Source organism: Rhodonellum psychrophilum GCM71 = DSM 17998 (assembly GCF_000381545.1).
Lineage (GTDB): Bacteria > Bacteroidota > Bacteroidia > Cytophagales > Cyclobacteriaceae > Rhodonellum > Rhodonellum psychrophilum.
Genome location: NZ_KB906677.1, coordinates 110,291 through 131,620 on the forward strand (window position 1 = coordinate 110,291; position 21,330 = coordinate 131,620).

13 protein-coding genes are annotated in these 21,330 nt (G+C 41.0%); 3 read left to right on the forward strand and 10 right to left on the reverse strand.

Going from position 1 to position 21,330, the window contains the following annotated elements:
- Window positions 1-25 precede the first annotated feature (25 nt).
- Window positions 26-181, reverse strand: a complete 156-nt coding sequence (locus F824_RS27475) for a hypothetical protein (RefSeq protein ID WP_019597690.1) — start codon at window positions 179-181, stop codon at window positions 26-28.
- Window positions 182-592: 411 nt separating this feature from the next.
- On the opposite strand from F824_RS27475, the gene F824_RS0109715 reads away from it, so the two are divergent.
- On the forward strand, window positions 593-1,150 hold the full coding sequence (locus F824_RS0109715; protein WP_019597691.1) for a porin family protein: 558 nt from the start codon (window positions 593-595) through the stop codon (window positions 1,148-1,150).
- Between the two features lie 255 nt (window positions 1,151-1,405).
- Window positions 1,406-2,401, forward strand: coding sequence for a bestrophin family protein (locus tag F824_RS0109720; RefSeq protein WP_019597692.1), 996 nt, complete (start codon window positions 1,406-1,408; stop codon window positions 2,399-2,401).
- A 45-nt stretch (window positions 2,402-2,446) separates the two neighbouring features.
- Here F824_RS0109720 and F824_RS0109725 read toward each other — a convergent pair whose 3' ends face one another.
- The 7 genes from F824_RS0109725 to F824_RS0109770 all read right to left on the reverse strand — a co-directional run bounded on the left by F824_RS0109725 (window position 2,447) and on the right by F824_RS0109770 (window position 15,302).
- Window positions 2,447-4,855, reverse strand: coding sequence for an ABC transporter permease (locus F824_RS0109725; RefSeq protein WP_019597693.1), 2,409 nt, complete (start codon window positions 4,853-4,855; stop codon window positions 2,447-2,449).
- Between the two features lie 349 nt (window positions 4,856-5,204).
- Window positions 5,205-5,369 (reverse strand): hypothetical protein, encoded by a 165-nt coding sequence (locus F824_RS27480; RefSeq protein WP_019597694.1) that lies wholly within the window; start codon window positions 5,367-5,369, stop codon window positions 5,205-5,207.
- Between the two features lie 61 nt (window positions 5,370-5,430).
- Entirely contained in the window at window positions 5,431-7,848 is a 2,418-nt protein-coding gene (locus F824_RS0109735; protein WP_019597695.1) for an ABC transporter permease, read from the reverse strand.
- Window positions 7,849-8,158: 310 nt separating this feature from the next.
- Entirely contained in the window at window positions 8,159-10,558 is a 2,400-nt protein-coding gene (locus F824_RS0109740; RefSeq protein ID WP_019597696.1) for an ABC transporter permease, read from the reverse strand.
- A gap of 919 nt (window positions 10,559-11,477) precedes the next feature.
- Window positions 11,478-13,142 carry a carboxylesterase/lipase family protein gene (locus F824_RS0109755; RefSeq protein ID WP_019597699.1) on the reverse strand — a complete coding sequence of 555 codons (1,665 nt, stop codon included), beginning with the start codon at window positions 13,140-13,142 and terminating at the stop codon, window positions 11,478-11,480.
- A 420-nt stretch (window positions 13,143-13,562) separates the two neighbouring features.
- Window positions 13,563-14,693 carry an alpha/beta hydrolase family protein gene (locus F824_RS0109765; RefSeq protein WP_031327001.1) on the reverse strand — a complete coding sequence of 377 codons (1,131 nt, stop codon included), beginning with the start codon at window positions 14,691-14,693 and terminating at the stop codon, window positions 13,563-13,565.
- A 66-nt stretch (window positions 14,694-14,759) separates the two neighbouring features.
- Window positions 14,760-15,302, reverse strand: a complete 543-nt coding sequence (locus tag F824_RS0109770) for a hypothetical protein (protein WP_019597701.1) — start codon at window positions 15,300-15,302, stop codon at window positions 14,760-14,762.
- Between the two features lie 462 nt (window positions 15,303-15,764).
- Between F824_RS0109770 and F824_RS25735 the strand changes: the two genes are divergently transcribed.
- Window positions 15,765-16,016 carry a hypothetical protein gene (locus F824_RS25735; protein WP_139189772.1) on the forward strand — a complete coding sequence of 84 codons (252 nt, stop codon included), beginning with the start codon at window positions 15,765-15,767 and terminating at the stop codon, window positions 16,014-16,016.
- A gap of 507 nt (window positions 16,017-16,523) precedes the next feature.
- Here F824_RS25735 and F824_RS0109790 read toward each other — a convergent pair.
- Window positions 16,524-18,893: an ABC transporter permease gene (locus tag F824_RS0109790; RefSeq protein WP_019597705.1), complete on the reverse strand. Its 2,370-nt coding sequence runs from the start codon at window positions 18,891-18,893 to the stop codon at window positions 16,524-16,526.
- A 59-nt stretch (window positions 18,894-18,952) separates the two neighbouring features.
- Window positions 18,953-21,250, reverse strand: a complete 2,298-nt coding sequence (locus F824_RS0109795) for an ABC transporter permease (protein WP_236613165.1) — start codon at window positions 21,248-21,250, stop codon at window positions 18,953-18,955.
- Between the last annotated feature and the right edge of the window lie 80 nt (window positions 21,251-21,330).

Sequence of the window (21,330 nt, forward strand, 5' to 3'; positions counted from 1 at the left end):
CTTTTATGTTCGTTTCTTTCCGATTTTAATTCACACCTTTTTCTGAATTATTGGAATTTCCAATGGTTCGGTTTCTGAATGTCCCCACCAAACCCCTGTTTTTGAATCCTGTCTCGGCACATACATCCATGGATTTTACCTGATCTAAGAGAGGTTGATGTCTAAAAAACTTCATCATCATGGAAATTTAAATTAAGTGTTGATTTTCAGATTGTTATTCATTTCCAGACTTGGATAAATAAATCGATCCAAATAACAACATTCTGCTTTTTCCCCTCGTTCAAAACAATGATTAATGGTAGTGTTTAAAGTATTATTAATCAATTAATATTTTTATTTTAAATAAATTTATCTAATAATAATTAAATAAAAAATTCTAATATTTACTATTTATCTAAAATTTACACCATTACTTTGCCAATAAATCAATGGGCCAGTTGATAAAACCGAAAATTCAGGATTTTAGATTTCTATCGTCTTTTGTCTTCCAGCCCATTTTTAGAAAATAAAACCCAAAAACGGATAATCTTAATTATTTAACCTCAAACTATTATTTAAATTTTAAACAAAAATTAACTTAACGTTTTGGATCATGAAAAAAACAATCATTCTTACAACTACCTTGGCCATTTTTGCAATAGGCCACACTTTTGGCCAGGGATTGCACTTTGGCGCCAAAGCAGGAGTAAATTTCGCCAATTACACTGGAAGTGATTTGGCTGGTTATGAATTTGAAAGCATCACCAATTACCATGCTGGCATATTTGTTGAATTTGGCTTATTCGAGGCATTTTCGATTCAGCCAGAGCTTTTGTATTCCACCGCAGGCTCAAATTTGAAAGGAACTGGTGAAAACATAAAAAACGAATTGGGATATCTCTCGATTCCGGTCGTGGCACGTTTTTATTTGATTCCTGATCGCTTGTCCGTCGATGTTGGGCCGCAGGTTTCCTTTTTATTGAATGAAAAGGAAAATGTCAACATCTCCAACTCTGAAACCTTCGATTTTGCGCTGGTGGGTGGACTGACTTATCAAATCATTGGGCCGCTATTTGTTCAAGGAAGGTATAATCTTGGACTTACGGATGTGAAAAAAGACGCGGATGTTAAAAATTCAATCATACAACTGTCCGCTGGGGTTCGTTTCTGAGCTTTTACATCATTCTTTTGCTTCAAAAGTTCCTCCTCGGAGGAACTTTTGTTTTTTAAGGTAGTTTCCTCATTTGCGCATTACAAATTATTTGATTTCAAAAATATTCAGATACCCTTTGGAATATAAAGCTGCCAAGGACATCACTGCAGATTCATTCTCATTGATTACGAATGGTTTTTTTAATTATTCCACTAAGTTGTCTATCTTAGGTTGTTTTGAATTCTAAAGGTACTTTTTTTTGAAAAAAACAGCATGTATGTAAAAAGACACTATAGTTTTTGGATGACGGTCAAGTGGTCAAAAAAACCATTGCTCTACGGTATTCTGTATGCGGCTGTTATTGTCTTGGTTTTTGAAATCACCTTTTTGGAATTTACACTTCCATGGGAACCCATAAGTGTGATCGGTATCGCAGTAGCTTTTTACCTTGGCTTCAAAAACAACAGTTCCTATGACAGGACATGGGAAGCCCGAAAAATATGGGGTTCCATTGTCAACAATAGCAGAACTTTTACCACAGCCATTCTCACCATGGTAGAGACCAAAGATGCAGCAACGGCTAAAGAACTCAAAAAAAAGATCGTTTACAGACATATTGCCTGGGTCCATGCCCTCAACCATACCTTGCGAAAAAAGAGGACTTGGGAACATCCAGAAGATCCACTCAAAATGATATTCACCCCAACATTCAGAGACAACTATTCCAGGGAACTTTCAGAAATTTTGGCTCACTTTATCTCTCCCTCGGAATGGGACAATTTAAAATCCAAAAGCAATGTTGCTGCCCAAATCCTCAAAACACAATCGGAAACCCTTCAAAAGCTGAAAGAAGATGGTCTTGTTTCCGACTACAAACATGTGTGGCTTCATGAAATCATCGGTAAACTCTATGACGATCAAGGAATGTGCGAGAGGATCAAGAACTTCCCTTTGCCCAGACAATATGCATCCGTGGCACTTTGGATGAACTATGTTTTTTGCGCTTTGATTCCTTTTGGAATGCTCAATATTTTTGAAGGATCAAAAGACTTATATATCTGGTTGACCATTCCTTTTTCGGCACTCATTATCTGGATCTTCTTTTTGATGGACAGAATTGGAGATTATTCAGAAAACCCATTCGAACCAGCCTACAACAGCTTGCCCATTTCCACTCTCTCCAGATCAATCGAAATCGACTTGCGTGAAATGTTGGATGATGACAATATTCCTGGCCAATATCCTGTGGAAAATGGTTTTTCGATGTAAGTTTAAGTGTGCTTGTTTCAGGAATTCCCTCTCTTTTTAGTCGCATTACTCACTTTTCAATATTTTGGCAGGATTGGTTTGGGAAGCAATCCATGAATGAATCCCAACGATGACAAGGCAGATTGTCAACACCCCCAATCCAGCCAAAAGGAAAATGAGAAAGGGCATATCCACCCGATATGCAAATCCATTGAGCCAATCATTCAGAAAATAATAGGCGGGAAAGACGGCTAGCACAAAGGCTATTCCTATCAAAACCATGTAATTCAAGGAAATCAAATAAAGTATCTGCCGTAAAGTGGCCCCGAGAACTTTGCGAATGCTGATTTCTTTGGTCCGCTGTGAGATGGTAAACGAGGACAAAGCAAACAATCCCAGCAAACTAATGATCAAAGCCATCATTGTTGCCATGCCCAATACTTTTCGAAGCTTTAAATCAGATTTATAAAAACCGGCCAATGTCTCATCAAAAAATTTGAATTCCTCCTCTTCAACAGGAAAGAACTTTTTTGAAATTGCATCCAATTTTCCTTTGGCGGCCATTAAATCAGTGGATGCTTCCATCCTCAAACTTAATGTATGCGAATTTATAGGCCGATAAACCATGATCAAAGGCAAGATTTTTTCCCTGAGTGATCGGGTATGAAAATCAGGAACAATCCCAACAACCGTAAATTCCCTATCTGAATAGGAAATCTGCTGGCCTATGGCATCTGATGGATTTGCAAATTCAATCGTTTTTGCCAATGTTTGGTTGATCAACATCTCAGTTTCCACATTCCTGATATTCCTTCCGAAAATCAAATCCACTTTGTACACCCCGAGGTAATTTTCATCAATATTCTTGACCTGAATGCCTATTTCTTTCTTTTCTCCCTCTCTTTCGATTTCAATCAAAGAAGTCCACATACTTGAGGATGCCATAATATCATTGCCCAAAGTGGATTTGAGAACAAAGGATTGGTTGTCTATATCGGTTTTGAATGCCTCTTTTTGGGATTCTGGCACCAAATAGGGCGTCCGGATATACAGGACCTGTTCTTTGTCAAAACCCATATCTTTGTTCACCATATACTTGATCTGACTCGAAACCACCAATACCGAAATGATGAATCCAATCGACAAGGCAAACTGAAAAACCGTCAGGTTTTTTTGGATAAAATGACCCAGGGAGAATCCGTTTGGCGTTTTTAGATCTCGCTTGAGTACTTTGTGGGGTTGGTATCCGGATAAGATCAAAGCAGGAAACAATCCTGACACCAAGGTCAAAACAAAAGCCAAAACAGTTAAAAACAATATATTCCTTTGTGATAGGTAATCCATCGCCAATCCTTCAGGAATAAAATCCCTGAAATACTTGACAAGCATTTCGCTGAGAAATACAGCGACGAAAATCGACAAGGTGACAATCAAGGCCGTTTCGGAAAGGAATTGAAAAACCAATTGAGACCTGCTGCTGCCAAGGGTTTTTCGGATACCGACTTCTTTGGACCTGATGATGGATTGGGCGGTTTCCAGGTTGATGAAATTCATGCTTGCCAGCAAAAGAATAAAGAATCCGATAATCACCAAACCCTGTAACACCGATTTGTTGGCGCCGGACTGGTCAAAGTTTTCGTGAAAATGAATCTCAGACAAAGGCATCAGGGAAAAGACCGTGGCATTTCCCCGTTCTTTTTCCATGTATTTATCCACTATCGCTTTAAACTTTGCATCCACATCGGCCATTTTTGCATTTGGATTCAGCCTGACAAATACCTGCGAAGAAGAATTGACTGAATTCCATTGATCTACAGCATAATCGTCCCTGTTTTCCTCTACAAGCATATTTCCCATCGAAATCAAATCCGTGAATTTCAGATCTGAGTTTTCCTTATAATCTGCGACAATCCCGACGACAGTGGTGTGTACCGTGTCCATAAAATAATACACCATTTCTTTGCCCAAAACCTCTGCAAGAGACATCTCTGGAAAGTAGGTTTTGGCTTTCGATTCAGTCAGGACTACCTGGTTGAGATCTGTCAACACCGTGGCAGGATTTCCTGCCAACCATTCCCTTGGGAAAATGTCAAAAAATTGATTGTTCGCAAAGACAATGTTGGCTCCCCCTTTATGGATTTTGTTTTCTCCGGGTGCTGCTATTTTGACATCCCAAAGCGTATAAAAATGCGTCTTTGCTTCTATTTCAGGAATTTCATCCATGATGACATCCCCAAGGGGAAAAGGGACTCCCCCATTTTTCCAGGATTCCTCGTTGTAAAAGGTCTCTGTGTTTACCTGATAAATCCGGTCTCCATCCTTGTGAAATTTATCGAAGTCAGTTTCAAACGAGACAATATGAAAAACCAAAAGGCAGACGGCAATACCGATCGAAAGTCCAAGGATATGGACCAATGTCCTGAGCTTATTCCTTCTGAGATTTCGGAAGGCGACAAGAAAATAATTTTTAATCATTTTACAGGATGTTTAGTGGTGGAATAATCCATGAAAAGTGAATCTCATTGTTTATACGCTTATTTAATGAATCCTTCATTCTCTTTACCAAGCTTTGATGGAGCGGTATACCGTCAAATAGATTTCCGGTGGCTTATCAATCGCTTTTAACCCGTTTTATGCATTAAGAACTCAATTCAATATTATAATGAACTGATATTCAGTTATTTGCTGATTGTTTTTGACTTCACCCTATTGGTATCAGGAATTTGTCTCCCAATAGGCTGATTTTCTTACAGTTTCGGTCTCATTTGGAAACCTAAAGCATATTTCGGGTTTATAGGTTTTTGTGGGATTTCTTATCGCTGCTTTAAATGATTCTTTCCCCATAGTCAAAATGACTTCGCAAATTGCACATGATGTATTTATTGAAATGCTGTAGATCAAATGGTTCCACCACAGCAGACAGGCCTCCTTCTGTTCCTTGTTGCTGTTGCTTGGCAACCAGATAAGTAGATTCTTCTCCAGTGTTCATGATTCTTGTCTTTGAATAATCAATCTATAAAATTCTTGTTATTGGATATATATTATTCACCTCACTCGCTCTTCAAACTTTTCACCGGATCGAGCATCGCTGCCCGGACAGCTTGGGAACTGATGGTCACCATCGCCACAATTACAGCCACAAGTCCGGCCAATGGATAGATCCACCAACCTATTTCTACTTGGTAGGCAAAACCTTCCAACCACCTGTTCATCACATACCAGGCGACCGGGGTTGCAATCACGATAGCCACCAAGACCAATTGGATAAAATCCTTGGACAGCAAGGCCACAATACTGGAAACCTCTGCACCCAACACTTTTCTGATCCCGATTTCCTTGGTTCGGATTTCTGCCGTATAAGTAGCCAATCCAAACAGACCCAAACTGGCTATCAAGATGGCCAAAACCGAAAAGACAGTAAATAGCTGTCTGAACTTGAAATCTGCCTGGTACTGTTTGGCAAAATCCTCATCCAAGAAGCTATATAGAAAAGGCCTATGGGGTGCAATTTTTTTCCAAACTTCCTCGACTTCTGCGAGGGTTTTTTCCATATTGTCAGACTTCACTTTGAGCGAAAGGAAACGACTTGCATAGGCTTCAAATGGCAAGGTCAAAGGCTCAATTTTGCGGTGTAGGGAAATGAAATTAAAATCCTTCACCACGCCGATCACTTCCCCGGATCTTCCCCATTGATCAAATTTTTTCCCCACAATGTCAGCTGGGTTGGCATAGCCATATTGCCGTGCTGCCGCTTCGTTGATCACCAAAGCTGATGTTGAATCCGATGGAAAATCCCTCGAATAGCTTCTCCCAGCCACCAGCTCCATATCAAAATGGTCTATGAAATCTATCCCCACCTGGAAAATCGCCTGTCCCATATTTGTCATTTCACCGTCGATATTCTGAATATCTGTCCCTGCATTTGGAAAATAGCCGCCTGGAACGCTTCTGGAAAAAGCCGCAGAAAGGATAGCAGGATTTGCCTCCATTTCGGCCTTTAAAACACTGGATCTGACATTGACCCTTTCATCATAGTTGTAATCCAAGACCAACATCTGTTCCTTGTCAAAGCCCATGTCTTTGTCAAGCAAGTGATTCATTTGGGAATACACAATCAGGGTTCCTGCTATCAATATTATGGACAGACTGAACTGGAATATTACCAATCCTTTTCGGAGATTTACTCCACCACTTTCCACAACTGAGATTCCCTTCAAAATCTGCACTGGCCTAAATCCTGACAATACGAAAGCAGGATAGGAACCTGCCAAGATCCCCACAAAAAACAAAATCCCGATGAATGCTGGAACGATTTGCCAACTCATCAATGCTGTCAATTCCATTTCTTTGCCTGTAATGCTGTTCATCAAGGGCATCGCAACCGATATAAAAAACATGGAAGCCAGCATGGCAAGAAATACGATAATAATGGATTCTCCCAAAAATTGGAAAATCAAGTGACTCCTGTCTGCTCCAATGGATTTTCGTATACCGACTTCCTTAGCACGCTCCATGGATCTTGCGGTAGACAAATTCATAAAGTTGATCATCGCAATGACAAGTAGGAAGATACCGATCACCGAAAACACATAGATGTTGGACAAACTCCCTGTCTCGCCAGGTTGTCTGTCAGCATCGGATCCCAGGTAAAAATCTTCCATCTTTTCTACCTTGATGGTGTAGAGGGGATCATCTTGTCTTGCGGCAAGAAAGGCAGGTATTTTCTGTTCAAATGACCCACGGTCAAAGTTGTCGTTCACTAAAAAATAAGTGTAAATGTCTACATAGCCCCACCAATCAAAAATATCAGGGTTTGATAACCTAAACGTGCTCAATGATAGCAGCATGTTAAAATTGAAATGAGAATTGGCGGGCACATCCGCAATAACAGCCGTAATTGTATAATCACCAGAATTTGACCTACCCGGTGAGTCACTTCCTTTCATCGTTTTACCAATAGGATCTTCATCTCCGAAATACCTTTTGGCAGTACTCTCTGTCATCACCATGCTGTACGGCGCAGTCAATGCGGTTTTTGGATCCCCTTTGATTATTTTCCAGCTAAATATGTCAAAGGCGGTTGAATCCATAAAAAACACCCCTTCTTCCTGATAGGAGTTTTCGCCATCTGTCAGCAATATATCTGAGCTTCCTGAAAACTGCACCACCTTGTCGATTTCGGGAAAATAACTTTGAACCGCAGGTCCCACCGGTGCATTGCCCCAGACCCAAAAGGGATTGATACTTGCGCTTTCTGGCTGATCCTTAGATGCCAGCCTTCCATGGGTCAATCTATAAATCCGGTCAGCTTTTTCATGATAGGAATCGAAGGACAACTCGTCCTGCACAAACATAAATATCATGAAACAACAGGCCATCCCCAGACCCAGCCCAAAGATGTTGATAAAGGAGTAAGCCTTCTTTTTCAAAAGGTTTCTCCAGGCGATTTTAAGGTAGTTTTTAAGCATGGGGATGAACGCTGGAAAAGTGAAAAGATATTGAACTTGTCATATTAGAAGGTGATTTTGAAGTAGTTTTTGAGCATGGGAATTGTTGTTTTCCTATAGATTTTCCCGAAGGTCCGGTTAGGTTTCAATTTCTATTCGCTGTTGTAAGGATTCTCAGTATGGGTCCCGAGCCAAGTCAAAGGATCGAGCCGAAAGGAGAACTACCCCTTTATTTTTATGTATTATCTCTTGCATCCCGTATCTTATTTCTTGCTTATGAATCTTGCCTCTTGTGTCTCATTCAGCTTCAAGGACTCACTTCTTCCTCCCCTCACTCATCTTTCAGCGTCTTGGCTGGATTCTGAACAAACACCTTCACTGTCCTGTATCCGATTGTCAAAACAGAAATGACACTTACCAAAAGGATAGCAAGGATATAAATCCATGGAGATACTTCTGTTTTATAAGCAAAACCTTGGAGCCATTGGTTTGAAAACCAAATCCCGAACATGACGGCCATAACAGCTGAAATCCCTAGCAGGACAAAGAAATCTGCTGAAAGAACTTTGAGCACATCAGAAACTGTGGCACCAAGGACCTTTCTGATGCTTATCTCTCTTGTTCTTCTCAAAGCCACATAGGATACCAATCCAAACAGTCCCATACAGGCGATGAAGATGGCAATGGCGGAAAAGACACTGAAGATGGCACCGACTTTTTGCTCAGACTTATACATCTGCGCATATTCCTGATCGATAAATTTGTAATTGAATGGTCTTCCTGGGGCAAGGGTTTTCCAAATACTTTCCATTCCTGCCAAATATTTTGTTGGATTGCCTTTGGGTAGTTTTACCAAAATCACATTGGCTTGGTCCGGATCGACCATGATCACCATTGGGCCAACGCGATGGTGCAAAGAATTGAAATAAAAATCCCCGACTACAGCCTTGACATAGGTGGGTTCATCCCCAAAATCCAATTTTTTTCCAACTGCCTCTTCCGGGGTCCAGCCAAGTTCCTTGACGGCTGCTTCATTCAACATCACTGAATGTTCTGCTTTTTGTTTGAAAGCTTCGGTTCGGGTCAATTCATTTTCCGCAAAGTCCTCCCCGGCTTCTATTTTCAATCCGATGGTTTTGATCAGATCCGGATCCACAGAATAACCGGTAATCATCATTTCTTTATCATTGTCTCCACCGGGGAAAATTTTATATCCTGCTTTGATAAAAATCGGCATATCGGCAGCCAAGGCAACAGATTGGGCATTCCCGGTCCTGAGCAATTCATTTTTGAATCCTCCTACCACATTACGCATGTTGTAGTGGTAGGTCAGGGCAACTACTTCCTCTCGGTCATATCCTAGATTGACAGACTGCATGTAATCCAATTGACGCTGAACAATCAAAGTCGCCACCAATAAGCCAATGGAAACAAAAAACTGGAAAACGACCAAACCTTTGCGCAGCCAACCGCCGCGGCCAAAATGAATGTTTTTCCCCAAAGCCTTCAGGGGTTCCATGCCGGAAAGGATCATTGCAGGATAGAATCCTGACAAAAAGCCAATTACCAATAATAATCCTATGATTACCCCAATGCCAACAGGGGTCATCAGCAAATCAAATCGGATTGGTACTCCTGAAATCCCCTCAAATGATCCTGAATTGAAAAAAAGCACCAATAGACTGAATACAATCCCAGAAAAGGTCAGAATAAAGGATTCGGAAATAAACTGACCAAACAATTGCAACCTGTCAGCCCCCATCACTTTTCTCAGCCCGACTTCCTTCCTTCTTTCAGAGGCCTCAGCAGTCGCCAAATTCACATAATTGATGATCCCAATAAAAATCAGCAACACGGCCACAATACCAAAAATATATAGGTATTTGATATCTGAGGTGGGTTTAAGGGATTTGAGTTGGCTGTCTCCTAGGTGAATGGATGATACAGGTTGAAAATGAAAAGAACTGCTGAATCCATTGGACCTCATGGTCTCCCCCATATGTTTTTCGATCATTTGGTCCATTTTCCCGGAAAAAGCATCAAGGTCTGTATTTGGTCTCAATTTGGCATAACTGTAATAGTTGGAAGGAGACCATTCCGGATTGATGCCATGACGGTGGGATTTGAAAGAAGCAAGAAAATCAAAATCCAAATGACTATTGGAAGGAAAGTCCACCATTACACCAGTGACCGAATAGTCTTTGCCATCCACTTTGAGGATTTTCCCTATCGCATCATTGGTGTTTTTGAAATACCTCTTTGCAGTGCTTTCTGTTATAACCAATTGATTGGGTTCTTTCAATGCCAAGTCTGGATTGCCTGCCAGCATTTCAAAATCAAAAACCTTTAAGAAGTTTTCATCTGCGAATGCAACCTTCGACTCTTCCTGATTCCCCTCTCCATTGTCAATCATCACTGAGGTGAAAATACTCAGGTCAAAAACCAAAGTAGCTACTTCCACCTCAGGTATTTCCTCCATCAATGTGGGAACCAATTGGGAGGGTGTTGTTCCTGCAAATTGGCTTTCCCCAGCTGCCACAAACTCTTGGTTGAATTTATAAATCCTGTCCGCATCTGTGTACATTTTGTCATAACTCAATTCATGTTGGATGTACAGAGAAATCGTCAAAAAACTCACAATGGCAATTGTCAGCCCCAAAATATTGATCCCTGTATAAAGCTTCCGTTTTGTCAGGTTTCGAAATGAAACTTTAAAATAATTTTCCCACATGTTCAATTCGTTTTATCTTTTCAAACTTTGGCTATAGGCATGGGTTTCGAAGGCAACCAAATGAATCACCCTTGAGGAAATCAGCCAGGATTGCCAAAGTTTTGTTTTGGTTTGGTACCCAGACTATCTTCCAGATCAATTTTATATTCCTAATTGACTTTTTACCAGATCTGTGCCAATCAAAAAGGCTTCAAATTCGTTAGATTCAGGGTTTGTAAAGGATAAGGCTGTAAATAGCGAACAAAGTTGTCCGCATTCGGGCGAAACTTTTTCATTCGTGATAAAGTAAAAAGTGTTGGTTGGTGAATTTTTATTCTTTGAAACAAAAGTTGATTCAGAGCTGCCCACGTCATTTTGCCTTAAACACGAAATAACCATTGGCTTTACCATTGGGGTTGAAACCAAAGAAAATCAGACTATTGGGATTCTCTTTGGAAAGCATTTCTGAAATGAAGTCCGCCCAGTTACCTTGCGGTTTTTACAATCCTCCAAGTAACACAATTCCACCTTGTATTGGAGGAATTGCCTTCGGTTATGGATGTTCGCCTCCATATTGATATCCTGCTTTTCAGGCGCTGTTGGAATGGGCATAGCGATATGGATTATAGAAATTAGTTTATTAAAATTGGTGTTCCCAAAAGGACGATGCAAAATCCAATAGTGGGAAAGAAATTGTATATCCTCTTCTACTTGATAACCCAATGCAAATCATTGATTTTCAAATTTTCAACCTATTTGAAAACAATAAGCTGGAATAAGCCGAACATATTTTTTCGGGGACAGGCGAAAGCTTGAAAAGTTTATAAAGTGAAAATAAAAGATTTTACACTCCGTGGTGCAGGATCTAAAAGCAAGAAAGATTGTCAGGGATGCTCCTGACAATCTTTTGAATTCCATTTCACGCTAAAATCATAACTTTCTATGCCTGCGGCAAAGTCATTCTTGCTGTCCTATCTGGGTCATTTTTGACTTCACAGGTGTCGTTCAGCACCATGGTTTCACCTTTTTCAGCCGTGAATTTTGGCCAATTTGGCAATGTCCCTGCATTGGGATTCCCTGTTTTCATAAAGGCCAAGAGAGAAGAAGACATCCTATCAGCCAACTGTTTGGGACGTTTTCCACCACCGGTATGGGTATACATCCTGTCTGTATTTTCAAACCAAAAACAGATGTCAATACAATGGAAAGCACGCATTCGGCCATTGTACAGATTGGGTTCCCATCCAAACCAAGCCATATACACCGGGGCCTTTTGTTTGGCTTTGGCATTGCCACAGGCGACTGCACCTTGGCGGTTGGAAGCGACCAAAGCCATGATTTCGGCAGGTTTCTTTGAGGGGAAATTGGCTTGATAAGCATGGACGATTTCGGAGGTTTTGTCCCCAAACCTTGGTTTAAGTTGCTCAATGGCACCATTCAGATCTATGGCTTCCAATTGCGGATTGGCCCTGGTTGCACTCCACTCATGAAAAGTGGTGCAGATCATCAAAGGCATTTCGGCTTCTGGCCCGTTTGAATTGGAGAAAAATTCACCTTTTGGAATATTGACCCCATCGGCCACAGGAGCAAAACCACCCCTAAAGCCAACTTGTGGGAACTCTTTCCGCATCCTTTCCATCGCTTTGTTGGCGACATCGAGGTATTCCCTCCAAGGAATTTCCTGCAGTTTATCCAAATTAGCAGGTGACAGTCCCGCCTCTTCCATCACAAATTGCCCCAATTTCCGGCTGTATTCCTGGTCATTGGCAATCAGCATGCTGCCACTCAGTGCAACCCCTTTGTGAACCAATCCTTTTGCAGCTGGCATGGACATCGTTGCGGTAACCTTGGCCCCTCCACCGGACTGCCCCATGATGGTGACATTTCCCGGATCACCGCCGAAGTTGGCGATATTTTCCCTCACCCATTGCAGGGAAGCAATGATATCCAACATGCTCACATTTCCGGAATTGGCGTATTTACTTCCTCCCACCCCGGATAAATCCGTGAATCCGATCGGTCCTAGACGGTGGTTGATGGAAACAAAAACCATGTCACCGTTTTTGGCAAAATTTTCCCCGTGGTATCCATCCTGTTCGATCCCATTGCCATTCGTAAATCCTCCACCGTGAAGCCAGACCAGGACCGGACGCTTTTTCCCGTCCGCAAGGGCATTTGTCCAAACATTGAGTTTCAGGCAATCTTCACTGACATCATCGTAATTCCAGTGATCGGCAAAGGAATAATGGACATTGGCGTACCTATTTTCCATGATCTGTGGGGCAGTATTTCCCCACCAAATCGTGTCCTTGACACCTTCCCATTTCTCTGGTTTTTGGGGCGCCATAAAACGGTTTTTCCCTGCAGTATTGTCTCCATAAGGCACACCCAAAAAAGTAAAGACACCATTGAGTTTGTATCCCCGTATCTTTCCAAATGCCGTTTCCGCAATCGCTATTTCATCCCCGATTTGGAGGAATTGATCTTCATCTGGGGCAATGTTTTTAGAATGAGTGACGGAGGCTTGTGTCACAAAAGGTACCGCAGCGATACCGGCAGTACCCAGTCCGATTTTCTGCAAAAATTGTCGACGATTATTTTTCATTAGGTTTAAGGTTATGGGTTGAATCTATTGTCTCAATTTGTGTAAATAGAAATTCAATTCCTAACCAATCATCACATTTTAGAAAAAAGCATAACATATTGTGCCATTATAGGTCACAAGTCCACTGTTCATTAGGATATCTTTCCCCGGAATTATTTGGAAAAACAACCAAAAAAATGCTGCACAAAGAAAACAAAAAGGTATGCCCTTCAATTTGTCAAGAGGAATGAATTTCAAATCGCTCTTCCAATTTGAGGAACCCGAGGCAGGCGACAGAAATCAATACCAACGTGATTCAGCTTGGATACGGTAGGCATTCGGAAACGTTCGATTCAATATTACTCCTAACTTCTTAAATATACTGCTTTTCATATTTACACCAATCCGCCCGCTGGATCCAAGGTGATGTTAGCCAACGCACTATTCTACTTGCTTTAAAATCCAATCTGCCATTTCCTTTAATGCTATGGGTGAAAATGTTTCTTCAATCTTAGCATACTCAGCAGGGGATCCCGTTTCACAGTTCTGGAAAAGATGATTAAGATTTGGCAACTCCCTGACCGTCACGTTTGTATTTCCTCCCTTCTTTAGTGCGTTACTAATTCCTGATAGATTCTCTTTAGGTGTCACCACCAAATCCTTTTCTCCATTTAAGGCTAGAATGGGACAAGTGACCTTTTCTAGTATTGTTGCAGGATCGTACTTCAGGAAATTTCTAAACCATTCCGATGACCACTTATCTGATTGAGTTGATACAACCTGCTCCCTGGTCATATTTAACGAAATTAGGTTAGTAGGAGTGATATCATAGGTTTCTTCGATAAGTCTAGCTAAGTCAGTTTTCAATGTACGACCATCTGTAGACATTGATATCATTTTAAATGCCTTCTTGTGTACTGGTAGTATAAATTCTTTTATGTCAGATTCCGAAATACCATCTGCCCTTGAAATTAATTCTTGCTGCGTCAGAAGGACTTTATTAATTTCAATTCCAGGACCAGCAAGCAGAACAATGAAACTTACATCTTTAGAATTAGATGCGACCATAGGCGCAATTAAACCTCCTTCACTATGTCCAATAAGCCCAATTTTGTCTCTATCTACCTCAACCCTTGTTTTTAGAAAATCTACAGCACTGGCAACGTCAGATGCAAAATCGGCAGTTGTTGCTTCTTTGAAGTTACCCGTGGATTTTGCAACACCCCTGTCGTCATACCTTAAAACGGCTATTCCATGTTTTGTTAAATGGTCTGCAATGATCAGGAAAGGTTTATGCCCGGAAATTTCTTCATCTCTGTTTTGGGCACCGCTTCCGGAAATCAAAATAACGGCCGGATAGTTTCCTGCTGCCGAGGGTAATGTTAGTGTTCCAGCTAAGGTGACCTGGGCTTGGATGTTTTCAAAAGTAACTTCTTCTGTGTAGTATGGATATGGCTTTGATGGTTCCTGCGGTCTATTTATGGAAGTTTTGAAGGAAAAAAATACAATTAGTCCAATTGCCAATACTCCGAAAGAAATCCCCATGCTGACTGCTATTCTTTTTGTTTTCATAATGGGCTTAGTTGTTGGCTAACTGGCTTATTTATTTATCCCCCTTATTGGTAAAAATCCACCTATCTAATACGCCGGTATTGGATTCATTTGCATAATAACTTCAGCAGGTGGGGTCTGAGTATCCTTGATCCTATCAAATATGAAAAAGGCCTGTGCAAGAAAATCCTTTTCATTAAAAATCTTGACCGGACTGATTCCATGATTTTCAACTTTAAAAAGTGTCCCGTATGGCCCTATGATTTCATACCCATTTGGATTTCTCTTTCGCAATACCTTGATATTTTCACCAGTCTCAAAAATGAAACGGGCCGATCCCCAAAAAAAATCACCCCTACCTCTTGCCACCTCCATCTGGGTTTCATTATCCACTATTCTTGCCTTTTTTAATATTGGTTTATTCCTGTGAAAAAAAACCCGAAAAGATTTATCTTGAAATTCGATGTCCGCAAATCTAAATCCCGGATCTATCCACATTTTAGCCATTTCTGCCTGTTTGTCTCCAAAAATAAGTTCCTGCTTTGGAATTGACCATACAGCATTTATCTGGGCATTGGTGTTGAAGACGACCGCGAACAAAAAGAAAACTAAAGGCAGAATGGATTTCATAGCTTTGAAGGTTTTAAGTTCAAATTACGGATTTAATTCAAACCGGTTGCGGTTGCAGTGTTTTAGTTTGTTAAACCCGTTTTATGCATTAAGAACTCAATTCAATATTATTATGAACTGATGTTCAATTATTTGCTGATTGTTTTTGACTTCACCCTATTGATCTCAAAAATTAGTCTCCCAATAGGCTGGTTTTCTTTCAGTTTCGATCTCATTTGGAAACCTAAAGCATATTTCGGGTTAAAGGAATGACAATTCGATTTCATAGAAAATGATTTTTTCGGTATATTAGGCAAGATGTATTTGCGCAATATTGCCAATAGTGGCTACCAAAACCCAGAAGATCCTTGCTAGGAACCTTAATTGGCAGTTTCGTCCCCAAATTATTTTCAGGAGCAGACAATATATTTTACGGATACAATAGCGGATGATCCTATCAAGGAATACCCATATCAAATAAAAATGAAAGCACTCGAAAAAATTTACCCCATAGCACTGCTGATGTTCTTCTTTTCAATCCTCACGGTATTTCAATCCATCGCCCAAACACAGCGTGAAATCCCAAAACCCAGAGGTCCGGTGGATTTTTCAGAGACCAGTAATGTGGTGATATTCATTGTCATTCCGTTGATCATTTTTATACTCTATCTGATTTGGAGGAAGGAAATAAAAAAAAGAATTGAGAAAAAAGAAAGGGAAAAGAAAAATGAATGATATAGAGAATTACCTGATTCACCTATTGCAATAACCCTATACTGTCCCATGAATTAAATCCTTGTTAGGCAATCCTGTTACAGGCTGAAAGTCCTTAATCATCGGTCTTTTTTGCTGTTCTTTATTTCTCCAGGTCGATACTTTTAACATACAAGATTTCAGGTTACCTGATAAAGTATACCAAATATGGAATCGGTTGTTTTTATTATCGTACAATAAAAACCAAAGGGCATTTGCTTTCAATCCCTAAATGGCGAAGAGTTTGAAAACAGATGCACCTTTTTGAAGCGAAAACAACCAATACACCTTTCCCATCAATTAATCCCGAAATATACCTTTTGTTTCCAAATGGTGTTGAAACGACAAGAAAATCAGACAATTGGGAGAATAAGTCGGCAAATCGCTATCGTGAAGACAAAACCAGTGAACAACCGACTGATTATTAAGTGATTTCAGCCTTCAGCAGAAATGACACTGCATCACAGGGGTAAAATTCTTTTTCCTCTATCATTCCCCTTTCAGTGAATCCACCGGATTGATTTGTGCTGCTTTGAGTGCCTGCATGGTGACCGTCAGGTAGGCGATGGATAAAATCACGCCTGCAGCCAATGGGATAAACCACCATTCAAAATCGATCTTGTAAGCATATCCTGACAACCAATCCTGCATCAACCAATATCCCACCCCGGAGCCGATGACAATAGAAACAGCAACAATGGTGATAAATTCCCTATTGATGACATTTAGGATAGATAAAGTGGATGCTCCCAATACTTTTCGGATTCCGATTTCTTTTGTTTTTTGCTCGGCAATGTGCGCGGATAAACCGAACAATCCCAGGCAGGAAATCAAAATCGTCAGGATACTGAAGTACTTTGCCAAATCCCTGACTCTCACATCCTCATGGTACATTCGCGCATAATTTTCATCCATAAAAGTATATTGAAAAGGGAAATCCGGGTTGATTTCCTCCGCGATACCTCTGATAGAAGCAATCGTGTTTTGAATATCTGCCGTCCCAACTTTAATAAACGCACGACTCGCAAAAGTAGGATCCAGCAAAAGGATAGCGGGCTCCATCACTTGATGAAAACTTTGAAAGTGAAAGTCCTCAACTACGCCCGTTATCGTTCTGTCCGAACCCCAAAGAGTGAATGACACCGCTTCGGGATTGTTTTCAGTAATCAATTCATAGGCTCTTTTATTGATAATCGCACCTTGGATGGAATCTGCTCCTTTATCTTTGGAGAAATCCTCTCCTTTGATCAACTGGAATCCCATCGTACCCAAAAAACCATAATCTACCCGCATAATTTCAAAAAGGGCTGAGAAGTCAGGGTCTTTTCCTTCCCAGTTGACGCCCCCCGTATTGGAATTCCTACCCAGCATAGAATGCGTGGACCTGCTGATCGACTGAACCCCAGGGTTTTGATCAATCCGATTTTTAAATACTTCATAATTATCCATCAGCCTCCCTTCCAGCGGCACCACCAAAAGCTGTTCTTTGTCATATCCCAAATTCTGGTTCAGGGCGAAACTGATCTGTTGATAAACCACCACTGTGGAAACTATCAGAATGGTGGCCAAAATAAACTGGAACAAAACCAAACCTTTACGCGCAATAACAACGCCTTTGCTTGACTTGCTATGGCTTCTGAAAACAGAAACCACCTTGGTTGCAGAGAGGTAAAAAGCAGGATAGCTCCCCGCAACCAGCCCGGTAACCAGAATAACACCAAGATATTGCATCCAGAAATACACATCCGCATAAGGGATCTGCATGGTTTTTCCGGTCAGCTCATTGAATACCGGTAAAGTCAGCTCCACGAGCAACAACGCCAAGATGGAAGAAAATAAAGTTATCAGGAGCGACTCACTCAAAAACTGTTTGACCAAGGCACCTTTTTCGGCACCTACCACTTTTCTAACCCCAACTTCCTTCGCCCTTTTTTGGGATTTAGCTGTAGAAAGATTCATGAAATTGATACAGGCGATCAGCAACACAAACAATCCGATTAAGGAGAATAACTTCACATACTCAATTCTTCCACCTTGCTGGATCCCATCTTTGAATTTGCCATGGAGGTACAATTCTTTTTGTGGATAGGCAAAAAGCTTGACATTGCTGCCCTCGTTTCGCTCTAGTATAAAATTTTCGAGTTTAGCCGAAAAAGCTTTCCAATCAGATTCCTTATTCAATTTCACAATGGTGCTTGGACCATTGTTTCCCCAATCTTTCATCCAGGAATTATAGCCTTTGTCTGACAAAAATTCAAAGGGAAGTAAAAATTCAAAATTGTCGTTGCTGGTTGTGGGTAAAGATTCCAAAACCCCCTGAACTATAAATGAAGATTCCCCATCCGACTCTTTCATCAAAACCGATTCCCCAACTATGTCTGTCTTTCCAAATAATTTGATAGCCGCTTCTTTGGTCAAAACAATATGGGTTTTCTCAGAAAGTGCCGTTTCCCGTTCCCCGTGAAGCAGATCATACTGGAGGATATGGAAGTAATCTTCGCCCGCATATAGTCCGTCCAATTTGATTTTGGTTTCGCCATTCACGAAAAGATTCTCTTCATTCCATGAAAAAGTAGCTGCCCTTTCTACTTCAGGATACACATTCTTAAGTTCCTTGGCCAAAATCCCCGGCGTAGACGTGGTGGTGAAAATATCAGACCCGTATCTTTGATGTTCCATAATCCGGTAAACCTGATCGATTTCGGTAAAATGACGGCTCATGTTCAATTCACTTTTGACCCAAAGACCAATCAGGATCGCAGCCCAAAGACCCAGCGCCAAGCCGAAGAGGTTGATAAAGAAGGTCAATTTTTGCTTGAAAAAACCTCTTAATGCGATTTTGAGATAGTTTTTAAACATAATGGGTATCGTTTATATAGATTTGGTTCATCTGCAGGCTGAAAACAGGCATAAGATGATCACTCGGAACTCAGGGAATTAACCGGATTGGTGGAAGCTGCTTTGAAAGCCTGGAAACTGACGGTAATCAGTGCCATAACCAATAAAATTGCCGCAGATCCTGCAAATAGCCATCCACTCAGGGGAGCCTGGAAGGCATAAGTTTGTAGCCATTTTGAAGAGAAATACCACCCAATCGGGACTCCCAAACAAACAGCCCACATCACCAACTGAATAAAATCCATTGTAATCAATCCCAAAATACTAAGGACTGAGGCGCCCATGACCTTCCTTACTCCAATCTCTTTTTTCCTTCGCTCTGCGGTAAAAGTCACCAATCCAAAAAGTCCGAGGCATGACAAGAAAATGGCAATACTGCCAAAATATTTGACAAGCAAGGCGGTCCTTTGTTCCGCTTGATACAAGGATTGGTAATCCTCATCCATGAATACATAATCCATGGCAGACGAGCTGAATCCACGGTAAAGTTCTTCTATTTTTTTGATCGTTTCGTTCTGATTTTCGGCATTGAGGCGGACCATGATTTTTTCCACAAAGCTGTTGTCATACTTTAGGAATGCCGGTTTCACAGTTTCTTTCAAAGACTCAAAATGAAAGTCTTTTACAATACCGATCACTTCCATGTCCTTGCCCCAAAGGTTTATTGTTTTGCCTACTGGATCTAGCATTCCAATAACCTTGACGGCAGCCTCATTCAAAATTATTTTGCTTTTTTCCTCCCCAAAATCAATCGAAAAGGGTCTTCCTTCAGCCATTTCAAAACCCATGGTCTCGATCAATCCGATATCCACGGTGATGTTCTCAAACTTAACTTCCTCATTGGGATTTTTCCCTTCCCATGACAACCCAATCGTGGCACTCCTAAGCCCAACCAAAGGATGGGAAATACTGGATGCATTCACGATGTCAGGTATTCTTTTTGTTTCCGTCAAAAAAGATTGTAACTGATCCGTGCCCAAGCCTCCCGGTTTGATCTCCAACAAATGGTCTTGTCGGTAGCCCAAACTTTGGTTTTGGATAAAATCCATTTGCCTGTCTAGAACCAAAACCCCGATAATCAAGAGCAGGGAAAGCGTAAACTGAAACACAACTAGCCCCTTTCTCGCAATCAATTCTTTGATACTTCCCTTTTCCTGAGCTTTCAGCACGGCAATGGGCTTGAACTTGCTAAGATAAAAAGAGGGATAAATTCCTGCCAAAAAACCTGTAATCAACCATACTCCTACCAAAAAGGAGATTGAATACCCATTGAAAACCAAATTTATCTCTTTGGCCGTGATACTGTTGAAGAAAGGTTGTGCCAAAAAAACCAGAACTATTGCCAAAGCCAATCCGAAAAATGAAAGTAAAAGGGACTCAGTCATAAACTGTGACCAAAGGGCAAATTTCCCCACTCCCAATGTTTTTTTGACTCCGATTTCCTTTTGACGGGTCATCGCACGGGCAGTGGCCAGGTTCACAAAATTAATACAGGCAATGATCAAAATGAACAATGCAATCGCAAGAAAAAGCCTGATGTAATCAATCCTGCCACCGGCGATCTTTCCATCTTCGTATTTTGCAAACAAGTATCTATCCTGATAGGGTTGGGCAAAAATCGTCACATTGGAAGTAGCCAGATTGGATTGGATATGGCCTCCAATCTGCCCATTGAAATCGGTTAAATCCGTGTTTTCGGTCAGCAATAGATAGGTTTCTGTATTGTGGTTGTCCCAATGGATCCCCTGACCAAGCATTTTTCTGAAGTAGTCAAAAGGAAGCAAAAACCCAGGTTTATGGATCGATTGATTTGTAAAGTCTTTGTAAACTGCATCCACCTGCACATAATTGGTGAAGTCAAACACTTTCCAATCTAGTGATTTCCCCAACGCTGCCGAAACAGACCCAAATAATTGGACTGCCATTGATTCCGAAAGAGCAATGGAATTGATGTCAGTAAGAGGATGTCCATTGCCTTCCAAAACCTCCAAACTGAAGATTTCAAAATAACTGGGATCAACAAATTTCCCGCTTTGGATTATTTCCTTTTCATCTAATTTGAATGAAACGTCCGGTATAAAGGATGATGCAGCAGCCGCCATTTTCACTTGCGAAAAATTCTTTTCCAACGATTCGGGAAGCAAACCAGGACCTGAATCCCAAGTTACCATACCACCGGAATTGTCGTGGTTGGTCATGATCTGCACGATTTCCGATCCATTTGGAAAACCCCGGTTGACCTGCCATTCATCCGCTACCCAAAGGAGAATAAGAATCAAAGAAGCCATTCCAAAAGCCAAACCAAATAAATTGATCAAAAAGATATGCTTTTGCCTCTTAAAGCCCCTTAATGCGATTTTTAGATAGTTGGTCAGCATAGTGGTATGGAAACGGTGAA

What these genes read in the sequence shown, in the direction of transcription:
- F824_RS0109755 (WP_019597699.1), bottom strand. Translation starts at nt 13,142, where the DNA reads ATGAAAAATAATCGTCGACAATTTTTGCAGAAAATCGGACTGGGTACT.
- F824_RS0109735 (WP_019597695.1), bottom strand. Translation starts at nt 7,848, where the DNA reads ATGCTTAAAAACTACCTTAAAATCGCCTGGAGAAACCTTTTGAAAAAG.
- F824_RS0109715 (WP_019597691.1), top strand. Translation starts at nt 593, where the DNA reads ATGAAAAAAACAATCATTCTTACAACTACCTTGGCCATTTTTGCAATA.
- F824_RS0109790 (WP_019597705.1), bottom strand. Translation starts at nt 18,893, where the DNA reads ATGTTTAAAAACTATCTCAAAATCGCATTAAGAGGTTTTTTCAAGCAA.
- F824_RS27475 (WP_019597690.1), bottom strand. Translation starts at nt 181, where the DNA reads ATGATGATGAAGTTTTTTAGACATCAACCTCTCTTAGATCAGGTAAAA.
- F824_RS25735 (WP_139189772.1), top strand. Translation starts at nt 15,765, where the DNA reads ATGAAAGCACTCGAAAAAATTTACCCCATAGCACTGCTGATGTTCTTC.
- F824_RS0109770 (WP_019597701.1), bottom strand. Translation starts at nt 15,302, where the DNA reads ATGAAATCCATTCTGCCTTTAGTTTTCTTTTTGTTCGCGGTCGTCTTC.
- F824_RS0109765 (WP_031327001.1), bottom strand. Translation starts at nt 14,693, where the DNA reads ATGAAAACAAAAAGAATAGCAGTCAGCATGGGGATTTCTTTCGGAGTA.
- F824_RS0109740 (WP_019597696.1), bottom strand. Translation starts at nt 10,558, where the DNA reads ATGTGGGAAAATTATTTTAAAGTTTCATTTCGAAACCTGACAAAACGG.
- F824_RS0109725 (WP_019597693.1), bottom strand. Translation starts at nt 4,855, where the DNA reads ATGATTAAAAATTATTTTCTTGTCGCCTTCCGAAATCTCAGAAGGAAT.
- F824_RS0109720 (WP_019597692.1), top strand. Translation starts at nt 1,406, where the DNA reads ATGTATGTAAAAAGACACTATAGTTTTTGGATGACGGTCAAGTGGTCA.
- F824_RS27480 (WP_019597694.1), bottom strand. Translation starts at nt 5,369, where the DNA reads ATGAACACTGGAGAAGAATCTACTTATCTGGTTGCCAAGCAACAGCAA.